This is a genomic window from Virgifigura deserti, assembly GCA_003576685.1.
GTDB classification, from domain to species: Bacteria; Pseudomonadota; Alphaproteobacteria; order Dongiales; family Dongiaceae; genus Virgifigura; species Virgifigura deserti.
Genome location: QOZR01000004.1, coordinates 265373 through 287132, shown reverse-complemented (window position 1 = coordinate 287132; position 21760 = coordinate 265373). Strand labels below are relative to the sequence as shown.

General features: G+C 65.7%; 19 protein-coding genes and 1 tRNA gene. 12 read left to right on the top strand and 8 right to left on the bottom strand.

The window, feature by feature from the left end:
- Nucleotides 1-37: 37 nt before the first annotated feature.
- From DT069_RS09110 to DT069_RS09100, 3 genes are read right to left on the bottom strand one after another with little or no spacing between them, the layout of a single operon-like run.
- A complete protein-coding gene (locus DT069_RS09110; protein WP_119459979.1) occupies nucleotides 38-814 on the bottom strand; it encodes a CoA-transferase subunit beta in 777 nt (258 codons plus the stop codon).
- Nucleotides 804-1757, bottom strand: a complete 954-nt coding sequence (locus tag DT069_RS09105) for a CoA transferase subunit A (RefSeq protein ID WP_425450115.1) — start codon at nucleotides 1755-1757, stop codon at nucleotides 804-806. The genes DT069_RS09110 and DT069_RS09105 overlap by 11 nt, the downstream gene beginning before the upstream one ends.
- Nucleotides 1758-1774: 17 nt before the next feature.
- Nucleotides 1775-3271 (bottom strand): pyridoxal-phosphate dependent enzyme, encoded by a 1497-nt coding sequence (locus DT069_RS09100; protein WP_119459978.1) that lies wholly within the window; start codon nucleotides 3269-3271, stop codon nucleotides 1775-1777.
- A gap of 215 nt (nucleotides 3272-3486) precedes the next feature.
- Here DT069_RS09100 and DT069_RS09095 point away from each other — a divergent pair, with 215 nt between their 5' ends.
- Nucleotides 3487-3918 (top strand): OsmC family protein, encoded by a 432-nt coding sequence (locus tag DT069_RS09095; RefSeq protein ID WP_119459977.1) that lies wholly within the window; start codon nucleotides 3487-3489, stop codon nucleotides 3916-3918.
- A 143-nt stretch (nucleotides 3919-4061) separates the two neighbouring features.
- On the opposite strand, the gene DT069_RS09090 is transcribed toward DT069_RS09095, so the two are convergent.
- Nucleotides 4062-4136, bottom strand: a tRNA-Val gene (locus tag DT069_RS09090).
- 377 nt (nucleotides 4137-4513) lie between these two features.
- Between DT069_RS09090 and glmU the strand changes: the two genes are divergently transcribed.
- Entirely contained in the window at nucleotides 4514-5884 is a 1371-nt protein-coding gene (gene glmU, locus DT069_RS09085; protein WP_119460137.1) for a bifunctional UDP-N-acetylglucosamine diphosphorylase/glucosamine-1-phosphate N-acetyltransferase GlmU, read from the top strand.
- A gap of 5 nt (nucleotides 5885-5889) precedes the next feature.
- Nucleotides 5890-7710 carry a glutamine--fructose-6-phosphate transaminase (isomerizing) gene (glmS, locus tag DT069_RS09080; protein ID WP_119459976.1) on the top strand — a complete coding sequence of 607 codons (1821 nt, stop codon included), beginning with the start codon at nucleotides 5890-5892 and terminating at the stop codon, nucleotides 7708-7710.
- 221 nt (nucleotides 7711-7931) lie between these two features.
- Here glmS and DT069_RS09075 read toward each other — a convergent pair whose 3' ends face one another.
- Nucleotides 7932-8795, bottom strand: coding sequence for an alpha/beta fold hydrolase (locus DT069_RS09075; protein WP_119459975.1), 864 nt, complete (start codon nucleotides 8793-8795; stop codon nucleotides 7932-7934).
- 290 nt (nucleotides 8796-9085) lie between these two features.
- A complete protein-coding gene (locus DT069_RS09070; RefSeq protein ID WP_119459974.1) occupies nucleotides 9086-9943 on the bottom strand; it encodes an alpha/beta fold hydrolase in 858 nt (285 codons plus the stop codon).
- 156 nt (nucleotides 9944-10099) lie between these two features.
- Here DT069_RS09070 and DT069_RS09065 point away from each other — a divergent pair, with 156 nt between their 5' ends.
- Together DT069_RS09065 and DT069_RS09060 are read left to right on the top strand one after the other, a co-directional pair.
- Nucleotides 10100-10423 carry an ArsR/SmtB family transcription factor gene (locus DT069_RS09065; RefSeq protein WP_119459973.1) on the top strand — a complete coding sequence of 108 codons (324 nt, stop codon included), beginning with the start codon at nucleotides 10100-10102 and terminating at the stop codon, nucleotides 10421-10423.
- Between the two features lie 16 nt (nucleotides 10424-10439).
- Nucleotides 10440-11078 (top strand): cation efflux transmembrane domain-containing protein, encoded by a 639-nt coding sequence (locus DT069_RS09060; RefSeq protein WP_119459972.1) that lies wholly within the window; start codon nucleotides 10440-10442, stop codon nucleotides 11076-11078.
- Between the two features lie 24 nt (nucleotides 11079-11102).
- Here the strand turns inward: DT069_RS09060 and DT069_RS09055 are convergent, their stop codons facing one another.
- Complete coding sequence (locus DT069_RS09055; protein ID WP_119459971.1) at nucleotides 11103-12461, bottom strand: alanine/glycine:cation symporter family protein; 1359 nt, start codon at nucleotides 12459-12461, stop codon at nucleotides 11103-11105.
- A gap of 285 nt (nucleotides 12462-12746) precedes the next feature.
- Here DT069_RS09055 and sorT point away from each other — a divergent pair, with 285 nt between their 5' ends.
- The 3 genes from sorT (at nucleotide 12747) to gabD (ending at nucleotide 16119) form a co-directional block, all read left to right on the top strand.
- Nucleotides 12747-13949, top strand: coding sequence for a SorT family sulfite dehydrogenase catalytic subunit (sorT, locus tag DT069_RS09050; RefSeq protein ID WP_119460136.1), 1203 nt, complete (start codon nucleotides 12747-12749; stop codon nucleotides 13947-13949).
- A gap of 56 nt (nucleotides 13950-14005) precedes the next feature.
- The gene (sorU, locus tag DT069_RS09045; RefSeq protein WP_425450114.1) at nucleotides 14006-14356 is read left to right on the top strand and encodes a SorU family sulfite dehydrogenase c-type cytochrome subunit; all 351 of its coding nucleotides are present in this window, start codon (nucleotides 14006-14008) and stop codon (nucleotides 14354-14356) included.
- 278 nt (nucleotides 14357-14634) lie between these two features.
- Entirely contained in the window at nucleotides 14635-16119 is a 1485-nt protein-coding gene (gene gabD, locus DT069_RS09040) for an NADP-dependent succinate-semialdehyde dehydrogenase (RefSeq protein ID WP_119459970.1), read from the top strand.
- 88 nt (nucleotides 16120-16207) lie between these two features.
- Here the strand turns inward: gabD and DT069_RS09035 are convergent, their stop codons facing one another.
- Nucleotides 16208-16795 (bottom strand): chalcone isomerase family protein, encoded by a 588-nt coding sequence (locus tag DT069_RS09035; protein ID WP_119459969.1) that lies wholly within the window; start codon nucleotides 16793-16795, stop codon nucleotides 16208-16210.
- Nucleotides 16796-16947: 152 nt separating this feature from the next.
- Here DT069_RS09035 and gor point away from each other — a divergent pair, with 152 nt between their 5' ends.
- The 4 genes from gor to DT069_RS09015 all read left to right on the top strand — a co-directional run bounded on the left by gor (nucleotide 16948) and on the right by DT069_RS09015 (nucleotide 21747).
- On the top strand, nucleotides 16948-18324 hold the full coding sequence (gene gor, locus DT069_RS09030) for a glutathione-disulfide reductase (protein WP_119459968.1): 1377 nt from the start codon (nucleotides 16948-16950) through the stop codon (nucleotides 18322-18324).
- 148 nt (nucleotides 18325-18472) lie between these two features.
- Entirely contained in the window at nucleotides 18473-19882 is a 1410-nt protein-coding gene (locus DT069_RS09025) for a class II 3-deoxy-7-phosphoheptulonate synthase (RefSeq protein WP_119459967.1), read from the top strand.
- Nucleotides 19883-19919: 37 nt separating this feature from the next.
- Complete coding sequence (locus DT069_RS09020; protein WP_119459966.1) at nucleotides 19920-21038, top strand: nicotinate phosphoribosyltransferase; 1119 nt, start codon at nucleotides 19920-19922, stop codon at nucleotides 21036-21038.
- A gap of 289 nt (nucleotides 21039-21327) precedes the next feature.
- Nucleotides 21328-21747, top strand: coding sequence for a DUF4398 domain-containing protein (locus tag DT069_RS09015; protein WP_119459965.1), 420 nt, complete (start codon nucleotides 21328-21330; stop codon nucleotides 21745-21747).
- Nucleotides 21748-21760 lie beyond the last annotated feature (13 nt).

Sequence of the window (21760 nt, the reverse complement as noted above, 5' to 3'; positions counted from 1 at the left end):
TGGTGTTTCTTCCCTCTCCCCTTGTGGAGGAGGGGGGTTACGCAATGTAGAGCCGGTCCGGGTCGAGGTGCCGCAGGACCGCGAGCTCCTTCTCCGTCGGCGGCTCGGTGACCCGGACCTGCGGGTCGATCAGAAGCTCGAAGCCGGTGTTCTCCTGGACCTGATCCGCGGTGACGCCGGGATGAAGCGCGAGGACCTTCATACGCCGCGCTTCCTCGTCGAACCCCAGGATCGCGAGATCGGTCACCACCCGGTGCATGCCACCGGCGACGAGGCCGCTGTCCCGGCGGCTGGTGCGGCCGCGAAGGAAGCCGGGGCTGGTGACGAAATCCACGGTCTCGACGAAGCGGCGCTTCTCATGCTTCATCGCGACGATCATCTGGGTCAGGCTCGAGATGTCGTTGCCGCCGCCGGTCCCCGGAAGCCGGGTGGTCGGGTTGTCGGGATCGCCGATATAGGAGCTGTTCAGATTGCCGTACTGATCGATCTGCGCGCCGCCCATGAAGCCGACATCGACATAGCCGCGCTGCAGGAGCAGCAGCACGTCGGTGCTGCCGAGCAGCATGTTGGCTCGCCGGGTGCAGCGCTGCTCGTTGGTCGAGGGCGGCAGCTCGCCGGGCTTGACGAACGCGCCGATGGTACCGCCTTCGAACAGGATCGTGAGGCCCGGACCATGCAGGCGCTGGGCGAGCGTGGCGGCGAGCAGCGGAATGCCGACTCCCGCGAACACCACCTGCCCGTCGGTGAGGATGCGTCCGCTCATCACGGCGAGCAGCTCGCTCGCCGTGTAGGATGGAGTCGTCTCAGTCGTCATAGATGCTTCTCCCGCGGCGGGCGGCGTCCAACAGTTCCTCGAGCCCTAGCAGCTCGAGATACTCGGTCCAGGATTTTGGGCCATGGAAATAGCGGTCGAGATACTGCTTCATCGCCGCTTCCGGGTCCTTCTTGATGGCGGCGGCATAGGAATCGAGATGCTTGAAGAGCGGCTCGTAGACGCCGTAGCACTCATGCGGCGCGCAGCCGAACGGCACCTCGACGACGGCCTCGACGGCGAAGAACGGGATCTTCGTCTGGTCGGGCGCGCGGCGGATCTGCTCGTTCGTGACGATGCGCTCGGTCGTCAAAATGACCCGGTTCGCCGCCATCGCCAGATCGATGTCCATGAAGGACAGGCCGTCCATCTGGGCGTTGCCGTAGGGGTCGCAGCGCTGGACGTGGATGATCGCGACCTCTGGATTCAGGGCGGGGACAAGCACCACCTTCTCGCCGGTGAAGGGGCAGTCGACCTCGCGGACGTCCTCGAGCCGGCGGATCACGTCGGAGCCCAGCATGGAACGCATCGGCAGGAAGGGCACGCCCATCGCGCCGGCGCGGAAGCGCAGGCCGACGGCCATATGGCTCCATTCCTCGAACCGCGCCTTCCGCGACTCGGTGTAGTGCCGCATCACCTTGGAGACGCCCCAGACGATGCCTTGGCTGAACCAGCTCGTCAGGATGTGGTCGCTGGCGCCCGACGCGAACAGCAGCTCGCCTTCGCTGGAGACGATGCTGCGCGAGCAGGAAAGGTTCTTGCGGCCGGCGCGGATCAGGGCCCAGATCATCGCCATCGGCGTCCGTGACAAGGTGCTGCCGCCGATGCCGAGCGTCTCGCCATCCTTGATCAGCTTCGCGGCCTCTTCGAGCGAAACGACCTTCTCGTGGAGGCTTCTGTCCCGTTCCTCCGTCTTGCGCCGAAGTTCAAGGTAGGTCTGGGTCACTATTCCTCTCCGAGTCTCTATGCGGGCCTGTTGACGCCGGTGCGCTGATTGAAGTCTTCGATCAGCCGGTCCCAGGCCGTGACGGATTCCTGCAGGCCGCGCCAGAACGCCTGGTCTTGCCGACGGTCGAAGTCCTCGAGCGGAACGCCCTGCTGCTCGACCCAGGTGTAGTAGCCGAGATTGAAGATCCTTCGTCGCTCGATATGGCTGAGCTCGATCAGCCGGTCGTCGGTTACGGCCTGCATATGCCGGGCGAACACCTCCGCCGCATGGATCTCGTCGAAGCCCTCGGGGAAGTGGCGCGCCTGATGCTCCGCGCGCTCGCTGGCATAGAGTTCCGCGCTGTCGGTCGCGACGGTCACGATCACGTCCGCCTCGGTCAGCTCCAGGCGCTTGGCGGTCTTGATCGCGCCGAGAACGTTGGCGATGCCGGACAGCCCCAGCCCGTCGAGCGCGGCAAGGACGGCCGGGTCGATCTTCTGCCGGGTCGCGAGGTATTTCTGACCTACGTCCGTGTTGAACAGGACGTCGAGCGCGTCGGTGCTGCGATCCGACACGCCGGCGACGAGATCGGTGTTCATCACATTGTGGATCAGCGGAATATGCTTGTCGCCGATCCCCTGGATGTTGTGCTCGCCATAGCCGTTGCAGAGCATGGTCGGGCATTCGGCGGCCTCGACCGCCACGATCTTCGTGCCGTAGACCGACTTCAGGTAATCGCCGGCGGCGATCGTGCCGGCCGAGCCGGTCGCCGAGACGAAGGCCGCGAGGCGCAGCTCCCGGTCGCCGCCGCGGATATGCTCAAAGACGCTCTGCAGCGCCCGCCCGGTGCAGTGGTAATGGGCGATGTAGTTCCCGAACTCGGAGAACTGGTTGAGGATGGCGTTGGCGGGATCGCGCGCGAGCTCCGCGCACTTGTCGTAGATCTCCTTGACGTTGCTCTCCGATCCCGGCGTCCGGACGATATCGTCGGGGGAGGCGGCCCAACGCTGCAGCCAGTCGAACCGCTCGCGGCTCATGCCGGCGGGCAGGACGGCGACGCCGTGGCAGCCGAGGATGCGCGAGATCGCGACGCCGCCGCGGCAATAGTTTCCGGTCGACGGCCAGACGGCGCGGTGGGCGACCGGGTCGAACCGGCCGGTGACGATGCGCGGTGTCAGGCAGCCATAGGCGGCAAGGACCTTGTGCGCGCCGATCATCGGGAAGTAGCGGCCGAGCGCGACGACGATGCGCGCGTTGACCCCAGTCAGCGACGCAGGCAGCTCGATATGGCTGGGCACGGCCGCCCGGCCGCGCGTGTTTCCGCGCGCGCCATTGTACCAATGCACCCGGAAGAGATTGGCGGCCCGGGGCTCGTCCGGATCTATCGGGTCGAGCGACGTGGCGATCGAATCGGGAATCAGCGACGGCTCCGCAAGCTCCCGGAAGGTCGGGAGCGCCACCTGCGCCTTGCGCAGATGCTCCACTGCCCTTTCGAAAACCGCCTTGTCGACAACCTCCGGCGTTAGGGTCAATCGAGCCCCCTCTATCGCGCTATCTGTTTATCATTCTATTGTCCATACCATATACACGCTTCGTGGACGGTGCAAGCCTGTGACGGCCTGCTCGAGCGGACGGGCACTGAACCGCCCGCTCGACGCCGCCCTCATGGCTGGCTATCGTGCCGACCGGCTGCGCCGTGGCTTTGGCGCACCGCTGGCGTGCCCCAGCACACTGGAGGAGCAGCGACATGAAAGCGCGCATCAAATGGATTGAGAACCGGATCTTCATGGGTGAGTCCGGCACCGGCCACAGCATCGTGCTCGGTTCGGGCGGCGGTGCCGCGGCTGGCAGCATCGCTCCCTCGCCCATGGAGCTCGTGCTTATCGGCCTTGGCGGCTGCAGCGCCTATGACGTGGTCCATATTCTCGAGAAGGGGCGCGAACCCGTCGAGGATTGCGTGGTCGAGCTGGAGGCCGACCGCGCCGAAACCGAGCCCAAGGTCTTCACCCACGTGCGCATGCGTTACCGCGTCACCGGCCGCGGCCTCGACCGCGCCAAGGTGGAACGCGCGGTGCAGCTCTCGGCCGACAAGTACTGCTCGGCTTCGGCGATGATCGCCAAGACGGCGGAGATCACCCACGAGGTCGAAGTGGTCGACAGCGGCACGGCGAAGTCGTAGCAGCGTCTGCTTCGACGTGCTGGCTGGTCGGCCAGATCCTCGACACCTTCACACCTCAGAAGCGCGCAAACTCCTTCAAGGCCGCAGGGTGCGGGTCAACTCAAGAGCATCATGCTCCAATCGAGGTTTTCTGCGGCTTTGAATGGTGGGCGCGACAAGGATTGAACTTGTGACCCCTCCCGTGTGAAGGGAGTGCTCTCCCGCTGAGCTACGCGCCCGCCGGGCCGCCCATGAGGGGGAACGGCCGAACCAGGGAACGGCACTCATATAGCCAGCGCCTTGCCGCTGTCAACTGCTGCTCCGGCCGGCTGCCGGATGGCCGCTGGCCGGCGGTGGGTCGCGCGGCGGATCGGGCCAAATTCGGCCATCTTTCGAGGCTATGACCGCGATCCGGCTGAATGCGAGAGGTCGGTCCATATTTGATTCAAATCGAATATCAACACTTTTCGAGCAATTATCATCCCGTTACCGTCGAAGCCGCCGCTTTCGAGTCCTCGCTGCCCCGCGCGGCCCTTGGCGGGACGGCGTTTTTGCAACATTGTCCTTTCCGCAGCGTTCTTAGGTGAGTGAAGACCGATCCATGACCGAATCCCCCATGACCAATTCGAACGCGGCCGCCGTCATTCTTGCCGCCGGGAAGGGAACCCGGATGAAATCGAGCCTGCCCAAGGTGATGCATGCCATCGCCGGGCGGCCGATGATCGGCCATGTGCTGGCCAGCCTGGCGCCGCTCGGCTGCGATCCGGCCGTGGTGGTGGTGGCGCCGGGAATGGATCGCGTCGCCCGGGCGGTGGCGCCCGCGCCGACGGCAATTCAGGCCGAGCAGCTCGGCACGGCTCATGCGGTGCTGGCGGCGCGCAACGCCCTTGCGGGGTTCGCCGGCGATGTCCTCGTCCTCTATGGCGACTCGCCCTTCATCTCGACCGAGACGCTGCAGCGCCTGCTGGATCGCCGCCGCGCCGCCGACGATCCGGCGGTGGTCGTACTGGGCATGCGGCCCGACGATCCTGCGGAATATGGCCGCCTCGTCCTGGCCGGGGACGGCACGCTCGATGCGATCGTCGAGTTCCGCGACGCCGACCCGGCGCAGCGCGCGATCGATCTCTGCAACTCCGGCGTAATGGCGATCGACGGCCGGCGTCTCTTCGACCTGCTCGATCAGGTCGGTAACGCGAACGCGAAGGGTGAGTACTACCTGACCGACATCATCGCGATCGCGCGGGCCCGCGGCCTCGTCTGCGCCGTGGTTGAGGCGCCGGCCGAGGAGCTGATGGGCATCAACAGCCGGGTCGAGCTCGCCGTGGCCGAGGCCCTGTTTCAGGACCGCATGCGCGCCCGGGCGATGGCTGAGGGCGCGACGCTGATCGACCCGCGCACCGTCTATTTCAGCCACGACACCCGGTTGGGTCGCGACGTGGTGATCGGGCCGAGCGTGGTCTTCGGCCCCGGCGTCACCATCGGCGACGAGGTCGAGATCCGCGCCTTCTGCCACATTGAAGGCGCGCGGATCGAAGACGGTGCGATCATCGGCCCCTTCGCCCGGCTGCGCCCCGGAACCGAGCTCGGCCCGCGGGTGCATATCGGCAATTTTGTCGAAGTGAAGAACGGACGGCTGGGCGCGGGCGCGAAGGCCAATCACTTGGCCTATATCGGCGACGCGTCGGTCGGCGCCGCCTCGAATGTCGGCGCTGGCACGATCGTCTGCAACTATGACGGATTCGACAAGACGCGAACGGAAATCGGCGCCGGCAGCTTCATCGGCTCGAACAGCACGCTGGTCTCGCCGTTGCAGATCGGCGACGGCGCCTTCGTCGCCGCGGGCAGCGTGATTACCCGCGACGTGCCGGCCGACGCGCTCGCGGTCGCGCGCGGGCGGCAGACCGACAAGCCCGGCTGGGCTGGCAAGTTTCGTGAATACAAGCAAGAGATGAAGCGGAGTTCTGGCGCAACCGGAAAGAAGGGCTGACGGCGATGTGCGGCATCATAGGCATTCTGGGGAAGGCGGCGGCTGCGCCGCTGCTGCTCGACGGGCTGAAACGGCTCGAATATCGCGGCTATGACTCCGCGGGCATCGCGACCCTGGTCAACGGTCATATCGACCGGCGGCGGGCGGAGGGGAAGCTCGCCAATCTCGACACGCTGCTGCAACGTGACCCGCTGTCCGGCAACACCGGAATCGGCCATACCCGCTGGGCGACTCATGGCCGGCCGACGGAGCGGAACGCCCATCCGCATGCGACATCGCGCGTCGCCGTCGTCCATAACGGTATCATCGAGAACTTCCAGGAGCTGCGCGAGGAGCTGGAGGGGCTCGGTCATAAATTCGAGACCGAGACCGACACCGAGATCGTCGCGCATCTGCTGACCCGCTATCTCGACGAGCAGAAAACGCCGGAGGAGGCGGTTGCCGCCGCGCTCCCGCGGCTGCACGGCGCCTTCTCGCTCGCGATCATCTTCGCCGGCCGCGACGGGCTGATGATCGGCGCGCGGCGCGGCAGCCCGCTCGCCATCGGCTATGGCGACGGCGAGATGTATCTGGGCTCCGACGCGCTCGCGCTCGCGCCGCTGACGAAGCGGATCTGCTATCTGCAGGAGGACGACTGGGCGGTTATTACGGCCGACGGCGCGGCGATCTACAATAACGGTCAGGCGGTGACCCGCGAGATCAAGCAGACGGCGCTGTCCGGCGCGCTGATCGGCAAGGGCAACCACCGCCATTTCATGATGAAGGAGATCTGCGAGCAGCCGGCGGTGATCGGCGACACGCTGCAGGTCTTCCTGAACCCGCTCGCCCGCACCTTCGAGCTGCCGAACCTCCCGTTCGACTTCGCCGCCGTGCCGAAGGTGACCATCCTCGGCTGCGGCACGGCCTATCTGGCGGGCATGGTGGCGAAATACTGGTTCGAGCAGGTCGCCCGCCTGCCGGTCGAGATCGACGTCGCCTCCGAGTTCCGCTACCGCGCCGCACCGATGCTGGAGGGCGGCGTGACCGTCGTGATCTCGCAGTCGGGCGAGACGGCGGACACGCTCGCTGCGCTGCGCTATGCGCGCGAGCAGGGGCAGCATATCGTCTCGGTGCTGAACGCCCCGGAAAGCACCATGGCGCGCGAATCAGACGTGGTGCTGCCGACAATGGCCGGCCCCGAGATCGGCGTCGCCTCGACCAAGGCCTTCACCACGCAACTGACCGTGCTCGCCTGCGTCGTCGTCGCCGCGGCCCGGGCGCGCGGTGCGATCGATCATGCCCGCGAGGCAGAGCTGTCGACGGCGCTGCTCGAGGTGCCGGCACGGGTGGCCGAAGTGCTGAACCACGATGCGACGATTCGCGACATCGCCCTGCAGGTGGCCGAGGCGCGCGATGTGCTGTTCCTTGGCCGCGGCACCAGCTATCCGATCGCGCTCGAAGGCGCGCTGAAGCTGAAGGAGATCTCCTACATCCATGCGGAAGGCTATGCCGCCGGCGAGATGAAGCACGGGCCGATCGCGCTGATCGACGAGGCCGTGCCGGTGATCGTCGCGGCTCCGTCCGACGAGCTGTTCGACAAGACCGCCTCCAATCTGCAGGAGGTCATCGCCCGCGGCGGCCGCGTGATCTTCCTGTCGGACGCGGACGGGCTCAGGAAGCTCGGCGATAAGACCTTTGCGGCCATCGAGCTGCCGAAGGTCGATCCCTTCGTCGCGCCGATCCTCTATGCGATCCCGGTGCAGCTCCTGGCCTATCACACCGCCGTTGCGAAGGGCACCGACGTCGACCAGCCCCGCAATCTGGCGAAGAGCGTGACGGTGGAGTAGGGGGCGCCTTCTACCAGACCATTAGGCCAATGTGCGGACGCAGCTGCCGAGCTACGGCTCGTTAGCTGCGTACTACGCTGACCTGCCAGGCAACACGCGCCCTCGTATTGTGCTTTGAGTTGTGCTGAGCCAGGTGGACAGGCAGGCGTCCTTCACACCCCTTTGCTCTGCCGTGCATCTCCCCCTCAAAGGGGGAGACTACGCCGGCCGCAATATGCGCCCTACTCGAACATCCCCTTCGGCGTCTCGCCCTTCAAGAAAGGCTCGATGAAGGCATGCAGCAGGTCGGGCTGTTTGATGATCGCCGTATGCGAGGTCGCCGGCATGACAGCCAGGCGCGAGGCCGGCAGCGGCTTGCCCATGTCTCCCATGACGCCGCCGCCGAGCAGTCGGAACATCGCAACCGAATGTTCGAGCGTTGTCACGTCGGCATCGCCAGTGATGATCAGCACCGGGGTCTTCAGCGCCTTGACGTCATCTTCCCACGCCATCGGCTCGTGCTCGAGCGCGATCAGCTTCTCGACCAGCGCGGGAAAACCGTCCGGATCGGCGGCGAGCTTGCGGTAGTCCTCGGCGAACGGCATGTTGACGAACATCTCCACCGTCATCTGTGGAATGAACGCCTGGAACTCCGGTTGCCAGCCGCTGGCATCGTAGGAGACCGAAGCAGCGACGAGCTTGTTCACCTTCTCCGGGTGGCGAATGGCGAGTTGCAGCCCCGCGGCCGCGCCCATCGAGTAGCCGAACACGTCGGCCTTCTCGAGACCGACCGTGTCCATGAAGGCCGCGACGTCGTCCGCCAGGTTCGGATAGGTGATCGGCCGGTCGATATCGGTGGTGCGCCCGTGGCCCTGCAGTTCGAGCGCATAGACTTTGTGGGTCTTCGCGAGCATGGGGATGATCGCGCCCATGGACGGGATATTCATATAGGCACCGTGCAGTACGATCAGCGGATCGCCCTCACCCGACGTCTCGTAATACATCTGCATGCGGTTGACCTCGACGCGGTCGCCGGCCGGTTTGGACTCGGCGAGCACGGGGCCTGAGATAAGCAGGGCTGCGGCAATGAGGGCGGAGCGAAACACGGGTATTTCTCCTCTCTATATATCGTGCGTTTTCGTCAATGATGACAATATGACGAATGAACCTTCCGCAATCCGACATGGTCGGACTGAAATTTTGTCGATGTCATTGAGGGTGCGACGCCGTAGCGATCGCGGCAGATGAAGAGCCTTTAGGTGCACCGGGGCTACTCGACAAGCGGACGAGAGCGGGCGTCGGCGGCGGCGAAAAGATCCAGGCTACCGGCCCCCTCTACAGATTAGCCTAAGTTCAATTGCCCGCAGCTTAATGGCCCGCGCCTTTTACGCCTTCCTCAGGAGGTGAAGAAGGCATGGAACTCCGCATAGGTCTCGTCGGGCGCCTCCTCGGGCAGGTAATGGCCGCAGTCGAGGGCGCGCCCGCGCACGTCGTCCGCCCAGTCGCGCCAGATCGCCGGCACGTCGTACCATCTGTCGAGCTCGTTGCCTCGGCCCCATAGGGCGAGCACGGGGCAGGCGATGCGCCGCGCCCCGCGGTCGGCCTCATCGAGCGCGAAATCGACCGTGGCCGCGGCCCGGTAATCCTCGCAGATGGCGTGGATCGTTTCTGGATTGCGGAAGCAGCGGAGATAGTCCTCCAGCGCCTCCGGGTCGAAGAGGTGGCGCCGGCCACGCAGGCAGTAGTAGTCCGGGTCGGCCCCGATCAGCCGTTCCGGCAGGTCGAAAGGCTGCGCCAGGAAGAACCAATGCCAATAGCCTAGCCCAAAGGCCATGTCGGCGCGGCGGAACGTCTCGCCAGTCGGCACGATGTCGAGCACGGCGAGCTTGAGCACGCGTTCGGGGTGATCGAGCGCCATGCGATAGGCGCAGCGGCCGCCGCGGTCGTGGCCGGCCACGAAGAAGCGCTCATGCCCGAGCTGCCGCATGACCTCGATTTGGTCCCGCGCCATGGCCCGCTTCGAATAGGGCATATGGTCCGGCGTCGTCGGCGGCTTGCTGCTGTCGCCATAGCCCCGGAGATCCGTCGCGACCACGGTGAAGTCCTGCGCCAGGCGCGGGGCGATCTTGTGCCAGATCACATGGGTCTGGGGATTTCCGTGGAGCAGCAGGAGCGGTGGCCCGCTGCCGCCATGCCGTGTCCGGATCACCGCTTCGCCGGTGTCGATCATCGACAGCTCGAACCCCTCGAACATCGGCCACGCTCCCTATCGCCAATCAAGCCTGACACTTTCGCGTTCCGCCGCGAGCGGAACAAGGCCTCATACCAAAGGCTGTGGGCCCAAAGGCTGTGGGCGCGCCATTGCCTCTTGACCACCGGAGTCATCCATCATATATGAATACCTGTTCATATGATTTTAGATTCAATCATATCCGACGACCACGCGACGCAGCTTGCGGACATGTTCCGGCTGATGGGTGACCCCAGCCGGCTCCGGATCATCTATGCCTGCTTGGATGAGCCGGTCGCCGTCGGCGACATCGCCCGGTCGCTGGAGCTCTCCCCGTCGCTGGTCAGCCATCATCTGCGGCTCCTGCGCGCCGCGCGCGTCCTTCGTGCCGAACGGCAGGGGCGGCACGTGTTCTATGAGGCGGCCGACGAGCATATCCGCCGGGTGCTCAAGGATATGGCGGCGCATGTCGGCGAGCCGGCGGATCATCCGTCCGAGGATTAGCACCAAGGATTAAGCTATGAGTGCAAGCTGCTGCCACGCAAAGACCGATCAATCCCCGGTCCGGGACCTGCGGTATCGCCGGGTCCTCTGGGCGGCGCTCGGCATCAATGCGGCCATGTTCCTGGTCGAGATCGTCGCCGGACTCGCCGCCGGTTCCCTGTCGCTCCAGGCCGACGCGCTCGACTTCCTCGGCGACGCGGCCAATTACGGCATCAGTCTCTTCGTCCTCGGCATGGCGCTCAGCTGGCGGGCCTCCGCGGCCCTGCTCAAGGGCGCCTCGATGGGCCTGTTCGGACTGTGGGTGCTGGGGAATGCAGTCTACCAAGCCTTCGTTCCGACGGTCCCGGAGGCCGAGATAATGGGCGTTGTCGGCTTTGCGGCGCTGGTCGCCAACATTGCGGTCGCGGCGATGCTGTTCGCCTTCCGCGACGGAGACAGCAACAGGCGGTCGGTTTGGCTGTGCAGCCGCAACGACGCCATCGGCAATCTCGCGGTCCTGCTGGCCGCGACCGGAGTCTTCGCCACCGGCACCGGCTGGCCGGACCTGATGGTGGCCGGAATCATGGCCGGGCTCGCGCTCTCCGCCTCCGTCCAGGTGGTCCGCCAGTCGCTACGGGAGATTCGGCCGCGAGCCGGGGCGGTTCCGGCCGAGTGAGAGGCTGCCCCCGACACCCGTGCGTCATCGGCGATTATGCAAATCCCGCTGCTGGAAGTGGGCGCGGCTCAGCTGAAACACCACGGGGCTGAGCAGCAGAAGGGCGACAAGGTTCGGCACCGCCATCAGTGCATTCATGATGTCGGCGACCAGCCAGACGACGCCCAGATTGGCGACCGCGCCGACGAACACGGCAGCAACCCACACCAGACGGAACGGTAGGATCACGCGCGTGCCGAGGAGGTATTCCGCGCTGCGCTCGCCGTAATAGCTCCAGCCGAGAATGGTCGTGAAGGCGAAGAGGACGAGCCCGAAGGTCACGATCAGGTTTCCCGGCCCGGGCAGCCCCGTGGCGAAGGCCAGGCCCGATAGGTCGGCGCCGGTCTCGCCGCTGGTCCAGGCCCCGGTCGTGAGTATCACCAGCGCGGTCATGGTGCAGACGATGAGCGTATCGAAGAAGGGGCTCAGCATCGCGATGACGCCCTGCCGGACCGGATCGTTCGTCCGGGCCGCGGCATGGGCGATCGGCGCGCTTCCCAGCCCCGCTTCGTTCGAGAAGACGCCGCGGGCGACGCCGAACCGCAGCGCCATGAGAAAGCCCGCGCCCGCAAAGCCGCCGGCAGCGGCCGTGCCGGTGAAGGCGTCCCTGACGATCATGCCCAGGACTGCGGGCACCTCGTCGATCTGGAGAACGACGATGACGAGCGCGCCCAGCGTATAGACGACCGCCATGAAGGGCACGAGGCGCCCCGCGACCTCGCCGATTCGCTTGATGCCGCCGATGATGACGAGGAAGACCAGCACGGCCAGCACCAGGCCGGAAGCCATGTGCGGAATTCCGAACGAGCTTTGCAGGCTCTCGGCGACCGAGTTGGCTTGAACGGTGTTTCCGATGCCGAACCCGGCGATCGCCGCGAACAGGGCGAAGACGGCGCCAAGCCATCTCCAGCGGCGACTCAGGCCGTTCTTGATGTAGTACATGGGGCCGCCGACATAGGCGCCCCGGTCGTCCTGCTCGCGGAACCGGACGGCGAGTACGGCCTCGGCATATTTCGTGGCCATGCCGACCAGCGCCGTCACCCACATCCAGAAGACCGCGCCTGGTCCGCCGAGATGGATCGCCGTGGCGACGCCGGCGATATTCCCGGTTCCGATCGTCGCCGCGAGCGCGGTCATCAGCGCCTGATAGGGCGGAATCTCGCCGGTCGCAGTCTTGTCGGCGGGTGCGAACAGCAGGCGAAGGCCATAGCCTAGCCGGCGCTGCGGCAGCAGGCCGAGACCGATAGTTAGATAGATGCCTGTTCCCAGCAGGAGAACGAGCATCGCCGGCCCCCATACAAAGCTGCTGATCGCGCTCAAGCTTTCGGCAAAGCTGGTTTCCATGAGGGGCCTCTCCGGAGGGGTCGCTATCACGCCTGCAAGAGCAACGTCGCAGCCGCCCATTCCGATCCCGACTGTGGATAAGGGTGTTGCCGGCATCACGCGCGTTGCCTGAAGTCGCGGCAACATTGCGGTCCTGACGGCGAATGTTCCTTCATGTCGAGGAACAAATCGGCTTTGTGGCTGGTTCTTTCTTTATTCCCGACATCAGGCGGCGGTGCGCACGGACCGGTGCCGGCGTGAACGTGCCGGGTCGGGAGCGCGACGAAGAACATGGGAGGCAACCTGATGATGCAGACGCAACGCATTCACCGCCGACACTTTCTCGTAGGTGCCGCCGGAACGGCAGGCGCGGTTGCGACGGTCGGAGCAACGGGGATCAGTTTCCCGGCTTTCGCACAAGATGCCACGCCGTTGCCGGACGTCGTGAGCTGGAAGGACCCGGATGCGGTCATCGTGCATACCGAGAACACGGTGGAGACGGAACGGGGAGCGATAGGCACGAGCGGCATTACGTCGAGCGACCAGCTCTACCTCCGTAACAATCTTCCGCCACCGGGCGAGGAGGTCGTCGCCAATCGTGACGCCTGGGAGGTTTCGATCGAGGGCGTCCGCAATCCGCGCAGCATCACGGTCGGCGAACTCAAGGGACTGGGCATCGAGACGGTCGCCACCGTGCTGCAATGCTCCGGGAACGGCCGCGGCTACTTCGATCACGAGGCGAGCGGCACGCAATGGATGGTCGGCGCGGCCGGCAACCTCCTTTGGAGCGGTGTCCCGGTTCGGACTATCGTCGAGGAACTCGGCGGAATCGAAGACGGCCGCGTGTTCATGACCAGCACGGGCGGCGAGACGGTCCCTCAGGGCGTCGATCCCAAGACGATCGTGGTCGAGCGCTCCATTCCCGTTGAGGCGGCGATGGAGAACGCTATTCTCGCCTGGGAAATGAACGGCGAGCCGGTCCCGCGCGCGCATGGCGGTCCGCTGCGCGTGGTCGTCCCAGGCTATTACGGCATCAACCACGTCAAGTACGTGAAGAAGGTCGCCTTCACTGAGACCGAGAGCGACGCCGCGATCCAGCGGACAGGCTACCGCGTCCGTCCGGTCGGCGTGGAGGGTGCGCCCGATCAGCCGTCCATGTGGGAGATGAAGGTAAAGTCCTGGGTGACCCATCCTCTGATGGACGTCGAGACGGGCCGGGTCCAGATCCATGGCGTCGCGTTCGGCGGCATCAATGCGGTGAAGAGCGTAGAAGTCTCGACCGACGGCGGGCAGACTTGGCAAGAGGCGCGCTTCCTGGGGCCGGATCTCGGCCGCTTCGCTTGGCGCCCGTTCGTACTCCCCGCGGATCTGCAGCCCGGAACCTATGTGATCACCAGCCGGGCGACCGATTCGGAAGGCAGGGTCCAGGAAGAGGTGACCGAGCCGAACCACCGGGGCTACGACTACAGCGGCTGGCGCGCGCTCGCGGTGGATGTCACGGTGGGCTAAGATCGATCTGCGGGCCTGTGCCGAGACGAGATGGCCCCGTCCGAAAGGAAGATTCCATGCCGCAACCTGCGCGGATGCGAACGCGTTGCGCCCGCTTTCTCCTCTCCGCCATGCTTGCGCTCTCGCCTCTTGCCGCGCATGCGCAAGATGCTGCGGGCGAGGAACGCGGGAAGCAGGTGTTTACGACCGCCGAGCCGCCATGCTCGCTCTGCCACACGCTTGCCGATGCGGGTGCCACTGGAAACATCGGCCCGAACCTCGACGAGCTGAAGCCTACGGAAGGACAGGTACGGGCTGCGGTGAGCGGCGGGGTCGGCGTCATGCCCGCCTATGGGGGAACGTTGAGCGAGGAGCAGATCGCCGCCGTTGCTGAATATGTGGCGACTGTCGCCGGGCAGGCGAAGTAGTCGTGAGGCCTATCGCGCGAGGCCCTCGGGTCCGGCCTTCAAGCAATGCGTCTCGAACCGGTGTCGGCTCATCAAGAGGCGGAACGGCCTGTGGCAGAAGCGACCGCCGGCGCGGCGCACTTCAAGCCTCCGCGGGCCAATAACGGCTTTCCACCCGGAACCGAAATCTAAACCGAGACGCTATCCACGCGCGAGCGCCGTTTGCCCTGTCGCACGGCGTCGCTATATAGTGGACCCATTCCCATTGAATCTGGCCCGATTTCCCGTGAGGAGCCGTCATGCAGCAGGCTGTCAAGAAGTCCGAATCATCCCTGTCGCTCAGGGACCCGAGTCTATTCCGTCAACAGTGCTACATCGACGGTGCCTGGGTGGATGCCGACTCCGGCAAGACCGTCGAGGTCACCAATCCGGCGACCGGTGAAACCCTCGGCACCATCCCGAACATGGGCGCCGGCGAGACGCGCCGCGCGATCGAGGCGGCGAACGCCGCCTGGGGCGCCTGGCGCAAGAAGACCGCCAAGGAGCGCGCCAACATCCTGCGCAAATGGTTCGACCTGATGATGGCGAACCAGGAGGACCTGGCCGTGCTGATGACGGCGGAGCAGGGCAAACCGCTCGCCGAGGCGAAGGGCGAGATCGCCTATGGCGCCTCCTTCGTCGAATGGTTCGCCGAGGAGGCCAAGCGCGTCTATGGCGACACCATCCCGCCGCATCAGGCGGACAAGCGCATCGTCGTGATGAAGGAGCCGATCGGCGTCGTCGCCGCGATCACGCCCTGGAACTTCCCGAACGCGATGATCACCCGGAAATGCGCGCCGGCGCTGGCGGCCGGCTGCCCCGTGGTGGTCAAGCCGGCGACCCAGACGCCCTATTCGGCGCTGGCACTGGCGGAGTTGGCCGAGCGGGCCGGCCTGCCGAAGGGCATCTTCAACATCGTCACTGGCTCGGCCAGAGAGATCGGCGGCGAGATGACCTCGAACCCGATCGTCCGCAAACTGTCCTTCACCGGCTCGACCGAGATCGGCAAGCTGCTGATGAAGCAATGCGCCGACACGGTGAAGAAGGTTTCGCTCGAGCTCGGCGGCAACGCGCCCTTCGTCGTCTTCGACGATGCCGATCTCGACGCGGCGGTCGAGGGAGCGATCGCCTCGAAATACCGCAACACCGGCCAGACCTGCGTCTGCGCCAACCGCCTGCTGGTCCAGGATGGCGTCTATGACGCCTTCGCCGAGAAGCTGGCCGCGGCGGTGAAAAAGCTGAAGATCGGCGACGGCCTGAAGGGCGAGACGCAGCAGGGGCCGCTGATCGACATGAAGGCGGTCGAGAAGGTGGAGGAGCATATCTCCGACGCCGTCGGCAAGGGCGCCCGGGTGGTCCTCGGCGGCAAGCGCCACGCGCTTGGCGGCAGCTTCTTCGAGCCGACCATCCTTGCCGACGTGACGCCGGCTATGGCCGTCGCCCGCGAAGAGACCTTCGGGCCCGTCGCGCCGCTGTTCCGCTTCAAGACGGAGGAGGAGGCGATCGCCATGGCGAACAATACCGAGTTCGGCCTCGCCGCCTATTTCTATGGCCGCGACATTGGCCGGGTCTGGCGCGTCGCAGATGCGCTCGAATACGGCATCGTCGGCATCAACACCGGCATCATCTCGACCGAGGTCGCGCCCTTCGGCGGCGTCAAGGAGTCCGGCATCGGCCGCGAGGGCTCTAAATACGGCATCGATGACTTCCTTGAGATCAAGTATCTCTGCATGGGCGGGATCTGAGTCCGCCCGTCTTTCGAGGCGTCATTCTTCGACAGGCTCAGTATGGGCCCCTCCATGCTGAGCCTGGTCGAAGCCTGTCAGACTTCACTCAGAACCACCCCTCTTCTTCCGACTTGCAGGACCCTTGCAGCAGAAGCTGGCGCAGATTTCCCGAGATGGCGTTGTCGCCGATCCACAGTGTCAGCATGGCGTGAATCAAATCGTGGCCCGGCTTGGCGACAACGGATTCGCCGTTGATCCGAATCGTGGTCCCGCTATCCGGCGTGTAGGTGATCGTCACCTGGTCGCCACTTCGGATCTCCCGGTAGAATCCTTGAAGGGTCCGTATGAGGTCCTGCCGGACCATGTCCGTGAGCCGCGCGCGCCACTCGTCAGGTATATCGTCGGGCACCGTGCCGTCATAGACGACCTGGAGCCTTACGGCTTTGGTCGTCTGCGGATCCAGAATCTGCGGGCGCTGCAACGGCGGGCGCGGGACATAGAGGCCGATGGCATAGAGATCCATCAACATCAGCTCACGGGTTCCGCACCCGGCGAGTTCGAGCGTCCGGCCGGAAACCGTCAGTTCGGGCGGCAGCGTCGCCCCGGAAATCCGTGCCGCATCGGCGGATGCGCAGAGTGGGAGCGCCAGCGACAGGATCGCCAGAAGAAGACGGGTGCCGAGTTTGCGCCGCATGGCTCCCTCCTCAATCTGCCACGAAAGCGACAACCCCGGGCCAGGGATCCGGTTCCGCAGAGGGGCTATGAGCGGGGCTTTTCCGATCCCAACTGTTGGACGACCCCAGGGTCGGACCCTTATAGTGAGCCGCAGCCAAGCGTGAGGAGCCGATGAGCAAATACGACTACGACCTCTTCGTGATCGGCGCCGGTTCGGGTGGGGTGCGGGCAGCGCGCATGGCGTCGGCCTACGGCGCCCGGGTTGCCATCGCCGAGGAATCGCGCGTCGGCGGGACCTGCGTGATCCGCGGCTGCATTCCGAAGAAGCTGCTGGTCTATGCCTCTCATTTCCACGAGGATTTCGTCGATGCCGCAGGCTATGGCTGGGCGGTACCGGAGCCGACCTTCGACTGGCCGACCCTGATCGCCAACAAGGACCGCGAGATCGACCGGCTGAACGACATCTATAAGAAGCTTCTGGCCGATGCCAGCGTCACCCTGATCGAGGAGCGCGCGACCGTTGTCGATCCGCACAGCGTGGAGGTCTGCGGCCGGCGGATCACGGCGGAGACGATCCTGGTCGCCGTCGGCGGCTGGCCGACCATGCCGCGCGAACCGGGCGCAGAATACGGCATCACCTCGAACGAGGTGTTCCACCTGCCCGAGTTCCCCCGCCGCGTTATCGTCGCCGGCGGCGGCTATATCGCGGTCGAGTTCGCCGGCATCTTCAACGGCCTGGGCGCGGAAGTCGTGCAACTCTATCGCGGCGAGCAGATCCTGCGCGGCTTCGATGACGACATCCGCACCAGCGTGGCCGCGGAGATGGGCAAGAAGGGCGTCGATATCCGCCTGCACACGATCATTCTCGAGACGGAGAAGGTGTGTGACACCTACCGCGCCACGCTCAGCGACGGCTCGGTCCTGGAGGCGGACTGCATCCTCTACGCGATTGGCCGCAAGCCGAAGACGGCGGGCCTGGGTCTGGAGGAGGCCGGCGTGAAGCTGGACGGCGAGGGTGCCGTAATCGTCAACAAGTTCTCCGGCAGCTCGGTCCCCAGCATCTACGCGATCGGCGACTGCACCAACCGGGTGAACCTGACGCCGGTCGCGATCAAGGAGGGCGCCGCCTTCGCCGATACGCTCTATGGCGAGCGGCCCTGGGCGATGGACCACGACTGCATCGCCTCGGCCGTGTTCAGCCAACCGCCGGTCGGCACTGTCGGCCTGAGCGAGGCCGAGGCGCGCCGCCGCTTCGGCGCGGTCGACATTTACAAATCCACCTTCCGGCCGTTGCGGCACACGCTGACCGGCAGCGAGGAGAAGGCAATGATGAAGCTGGTCGTCGACCGCGAGAGCCAGCGGGTGCTGGGCGCCCACATGGTCGGCGCCGACGCGCCGGAGATCATCCAAGGCATCGCGATCGCCGTGAAGATGGGCGCGACCAAGGCCCAGTTCGACCAGACCGTCGCGATTCACCCGAGCGCCGCCGAGGAGTTCGTGCTGATGCGCACCAAGCAGCCCGACCCGGTGGCGGAGGCGGCGGAGTAGGGGGCCGACCCTTCGTGTCCGCCCGATCCCCATCATGGTAAATGCAGCGACGGCAAAAAAACCGCTGCCTTGGCTTTGTTGAAAAGCCTACTATTCCAGCGTATACCCGTTTGATCCGCGTTACAGAACAGGAACCGAAAGGCCGGACATGACCGCGAAATGGAGCGCCGACAGCTGGCGGACCAAGCCGATCAGCCAGGCTCCGGATTATCCGGATCAAGCCCGGCTGGACGACGTCGAGAGGCGCCTCAAATCCTTTCCGCCGCTGGTCTTTGCCGGCGAGGCGCGACGGCTTACCGAGGCGCTTGGCGACGTGGCGGAGGGCCGCGCCTTCCTGCTGCAAGGCGGCGATTGCGCCGAAAGCTTCGCCGAGTTCCGGGCCGACAATATCCGCGATACCTTCCGCGTGCTGCTGCAGATGGCGGTGGTGCTGACCTTCGGCGCCGCCTGTCCGGTGGTCAAGGTCGGCCGCATGGCGGGTCAGTTCGCGAAGCCGCGCTCCGCCGCGACCGAGACGGTCGACGGCGTCGAGCTGCCGAGCTATCGCGGCGACATCGTGAACGGGATCGAGTTCGAGGCGACCGCGCGGACTCCCGATCCGGAACGGCTGGTCCAGAGCTATAATCAGGCGGCGGCGACGCTGAACCTGCTGCGCGCCTTCGCCCAGGGCGGCTTCGCCGACCTGCACAAGGTGCATCGCTGGACCCTCGATTTTGTCGCCGACAGCCCTCAGGGTCACCGCTATGCCGCGCTCGCTGATCGGCTGAGCGAAACGCTCGACTTCATGGCCGCTTGCGGCCTGACGGCCGAGAAGACGCCGCAGATCCGTGAAACGGAATTCTTCACCAGCCATGAGGCGCTGCTGCTGCCCTATGAGCAAGCCCTGACCCGCATCGACAGCCTGACCGGCCGGTGGTACGGCTGCTCGGCCCACTTCCTGTGGATCGGCGACCGCACCCGACAGATCGACGGGGCGCATGTCGAGTATCTGCGCGGCGTCGGCAACCCGATCGGCCTCAAATGCGGCCCGTCCATGACGTCGGACGAGCTGTTGCGGCTGATCGACGTGCTGAACCCGGCGAACGAGGCGGGGCGCCTCACCCTGATCGCCCGCATGGGCCACGAACAGGTCGAGGCAAAGCTGCCGGCGCTGATCCGCGCGACGCAGCGCGCCGGGGCCAAGGTCATCTGGTCCTGCGATCCGATGCACGGCAACACGATCAAATCCTCGACCGGTTACAAGACGCGGCCGTTCGACCGGATTCTCGCCGAGGTGAAGGGCTTCTTCGCCGTCCACCGGGCCGAAGGCACGCATGCCGGCGGCGTTCATTTCGAGATGACCGGGCAGGACGTGACCGAGTGTATCGGCGGCGCCCAGGCGATCAGCGAGCAGGCGCTCGCCGACCGCTACCACACCCATTGCGACCCGCGGCTCAACGCCAGCCAGGCGCTCGAATTGGCCTTCCTCATCGCCGAGGGGCTGAAGCAGGAGCGGGCGACCCATGGTCAGTCCGTCCAGGGGCAATCGGCCATGCGGTCGATCGCCCACGCTTCGTAACCTCGTAAGGGACAAGGCGGGGCCCGAAAGGGTGGCCATGCAGCCCGACCTCAGCGAGATACCCGCCTGGACCGATCACTACTTCCTGCGCACCAGGGAGGCGGTCGGGCGCTTCGGCGACAAGACGGTCACCTATGCGGTTTTCATGCGCCGGCCGGTGATCTCGGCGCCGCGGCTTGCCGTCGACTGGCTGAACGAGGTCGCCGCGGCACGCGGCACCGAATTCAAGATCGAGCTCAACTATCCAGAGGGCAAGTGGGTCGGCGCCGGCGAGCCGATCCTCTACATCACGGGTTCGCTCTATCATCTGGTCGACCTCGAAACCATCCTGCTGCAGAAGCTGGGGCCCGCCTGCGTCGCCGCCTTCAACGCCTACACCATGTGCGCCGACCTGCCGAAGGTCGCCTTCCTGGCGATGGATGCGCGCCATTGCGCCGGGCTGGAGATGGCGGAGATCATGGCCTATGCGGCCAGCGTCGGTTCGGCGCGGGCCAAACGCAAGGTGGACGCCCGTGGCTTCACCGCCAACGCGACCGCCGCCACGGCACATTATTTCGGCCAGACGGGCGCCAAGGGTACGATGCCGCACGCCTTCATCGGCTATGCCGGCTCGACATTGCGCGCCGCCGAGATGTTCCACGAAGCCTTCCCCGACGACGATCTCACCGTGCTGGTCGATTTCTTCGGCCGCGAGGTGACGGATTCGCTGGAGGTGTGCCGCCGCTTTCCAGAGCTGGTGGCGCAGGGCCGCGTGTCGATGCGGCTCGATACGCCGGGCAGCCGCTTCATCGAGGGCCTCGACCCTTCCGCCTCCTACGCCGTGCTCGAGCATCATGCACCGCGGGCGATCCGCGGCTACCGCAACGAAGCCGAGCTTCGCTATCTGGTCGGCGCCGGCGTCTCCGCCGCGGCGATTCACCATCTGCGCGAGGTGCTGGACAAGAACGGCTACGCCAAGGTCAAGATCGTCGTTTCTTCGGGCTTCGACCCGGCCAAATGCAAGGTGATGGCGGAGGCCGGCGCGCCGATCGACGTGATCGGTACCGGCTCCTACCTGCCGCAGCGCTGGACCGAAACCTATGCCACCGCCGACATCATCGAATATGACGGCAAATCCCTGGTGAAGGCCGGCCGCGAGTTCCTGCTGCGGAAGTAGGGACGGGCGGGGCCGCGTTTCCTTGGCTCAGCCGGCAGAACGCGAAGAGATCCCCCGCTCATCGAGAGTACGCGCCGGCATGGCTTCTCTACCGACGCCTGCCACGATTTTTATCGCCAAATCGAGTGTCGGTGCGGGTCGCGCTTGCGGAAAGACTTACTAGAGTCTTTTAGAGATCGATCGTGCAGCCGTGCCGATTCGGCAAGACGACGGCGCCGCGTGCAGGTTCGATATTTCGGCTGTTCGAGTTTTCTTGTTACGGGCCAATGCAGAGGGCGAGGTGCGCATCATGAAGACGGTTCTGTTCGGCAGAATGCAGGCATGCGGCCGTATCTTCGTGACGGTCGCCGGCGCGGCGCTGCTCGCCGGCTGCGCCGGGGGAACGCCGCCCGAGACGGAGCTGGCGCTCGCGCGCTCGGCCATGGACGAGGCGACGCGCGACGGCGCCGCCGAACGCGCGCCGCAGCAGTTCATTCTCGCTCGAGAGAAGCTCGCCCAGGCCGAGGCGGCGAACCGCGACGAGCACTATACCGATGCCCGCCGCTTGGCGGAGCAGGCCGAAATCGATGCTCGCCTCGCCTCCGCAATGTCGCGCACGGCGGCGGCCGAAGCCGTGCTGACGCTTGTTCAGGAGGGCGATACGACGCTCGAGGAGATCCAGCGCGAGCAGCCGGATCTCTATGAAACGCCCGAAGCAGGTTTGCCCTGACCAGACCATGAAT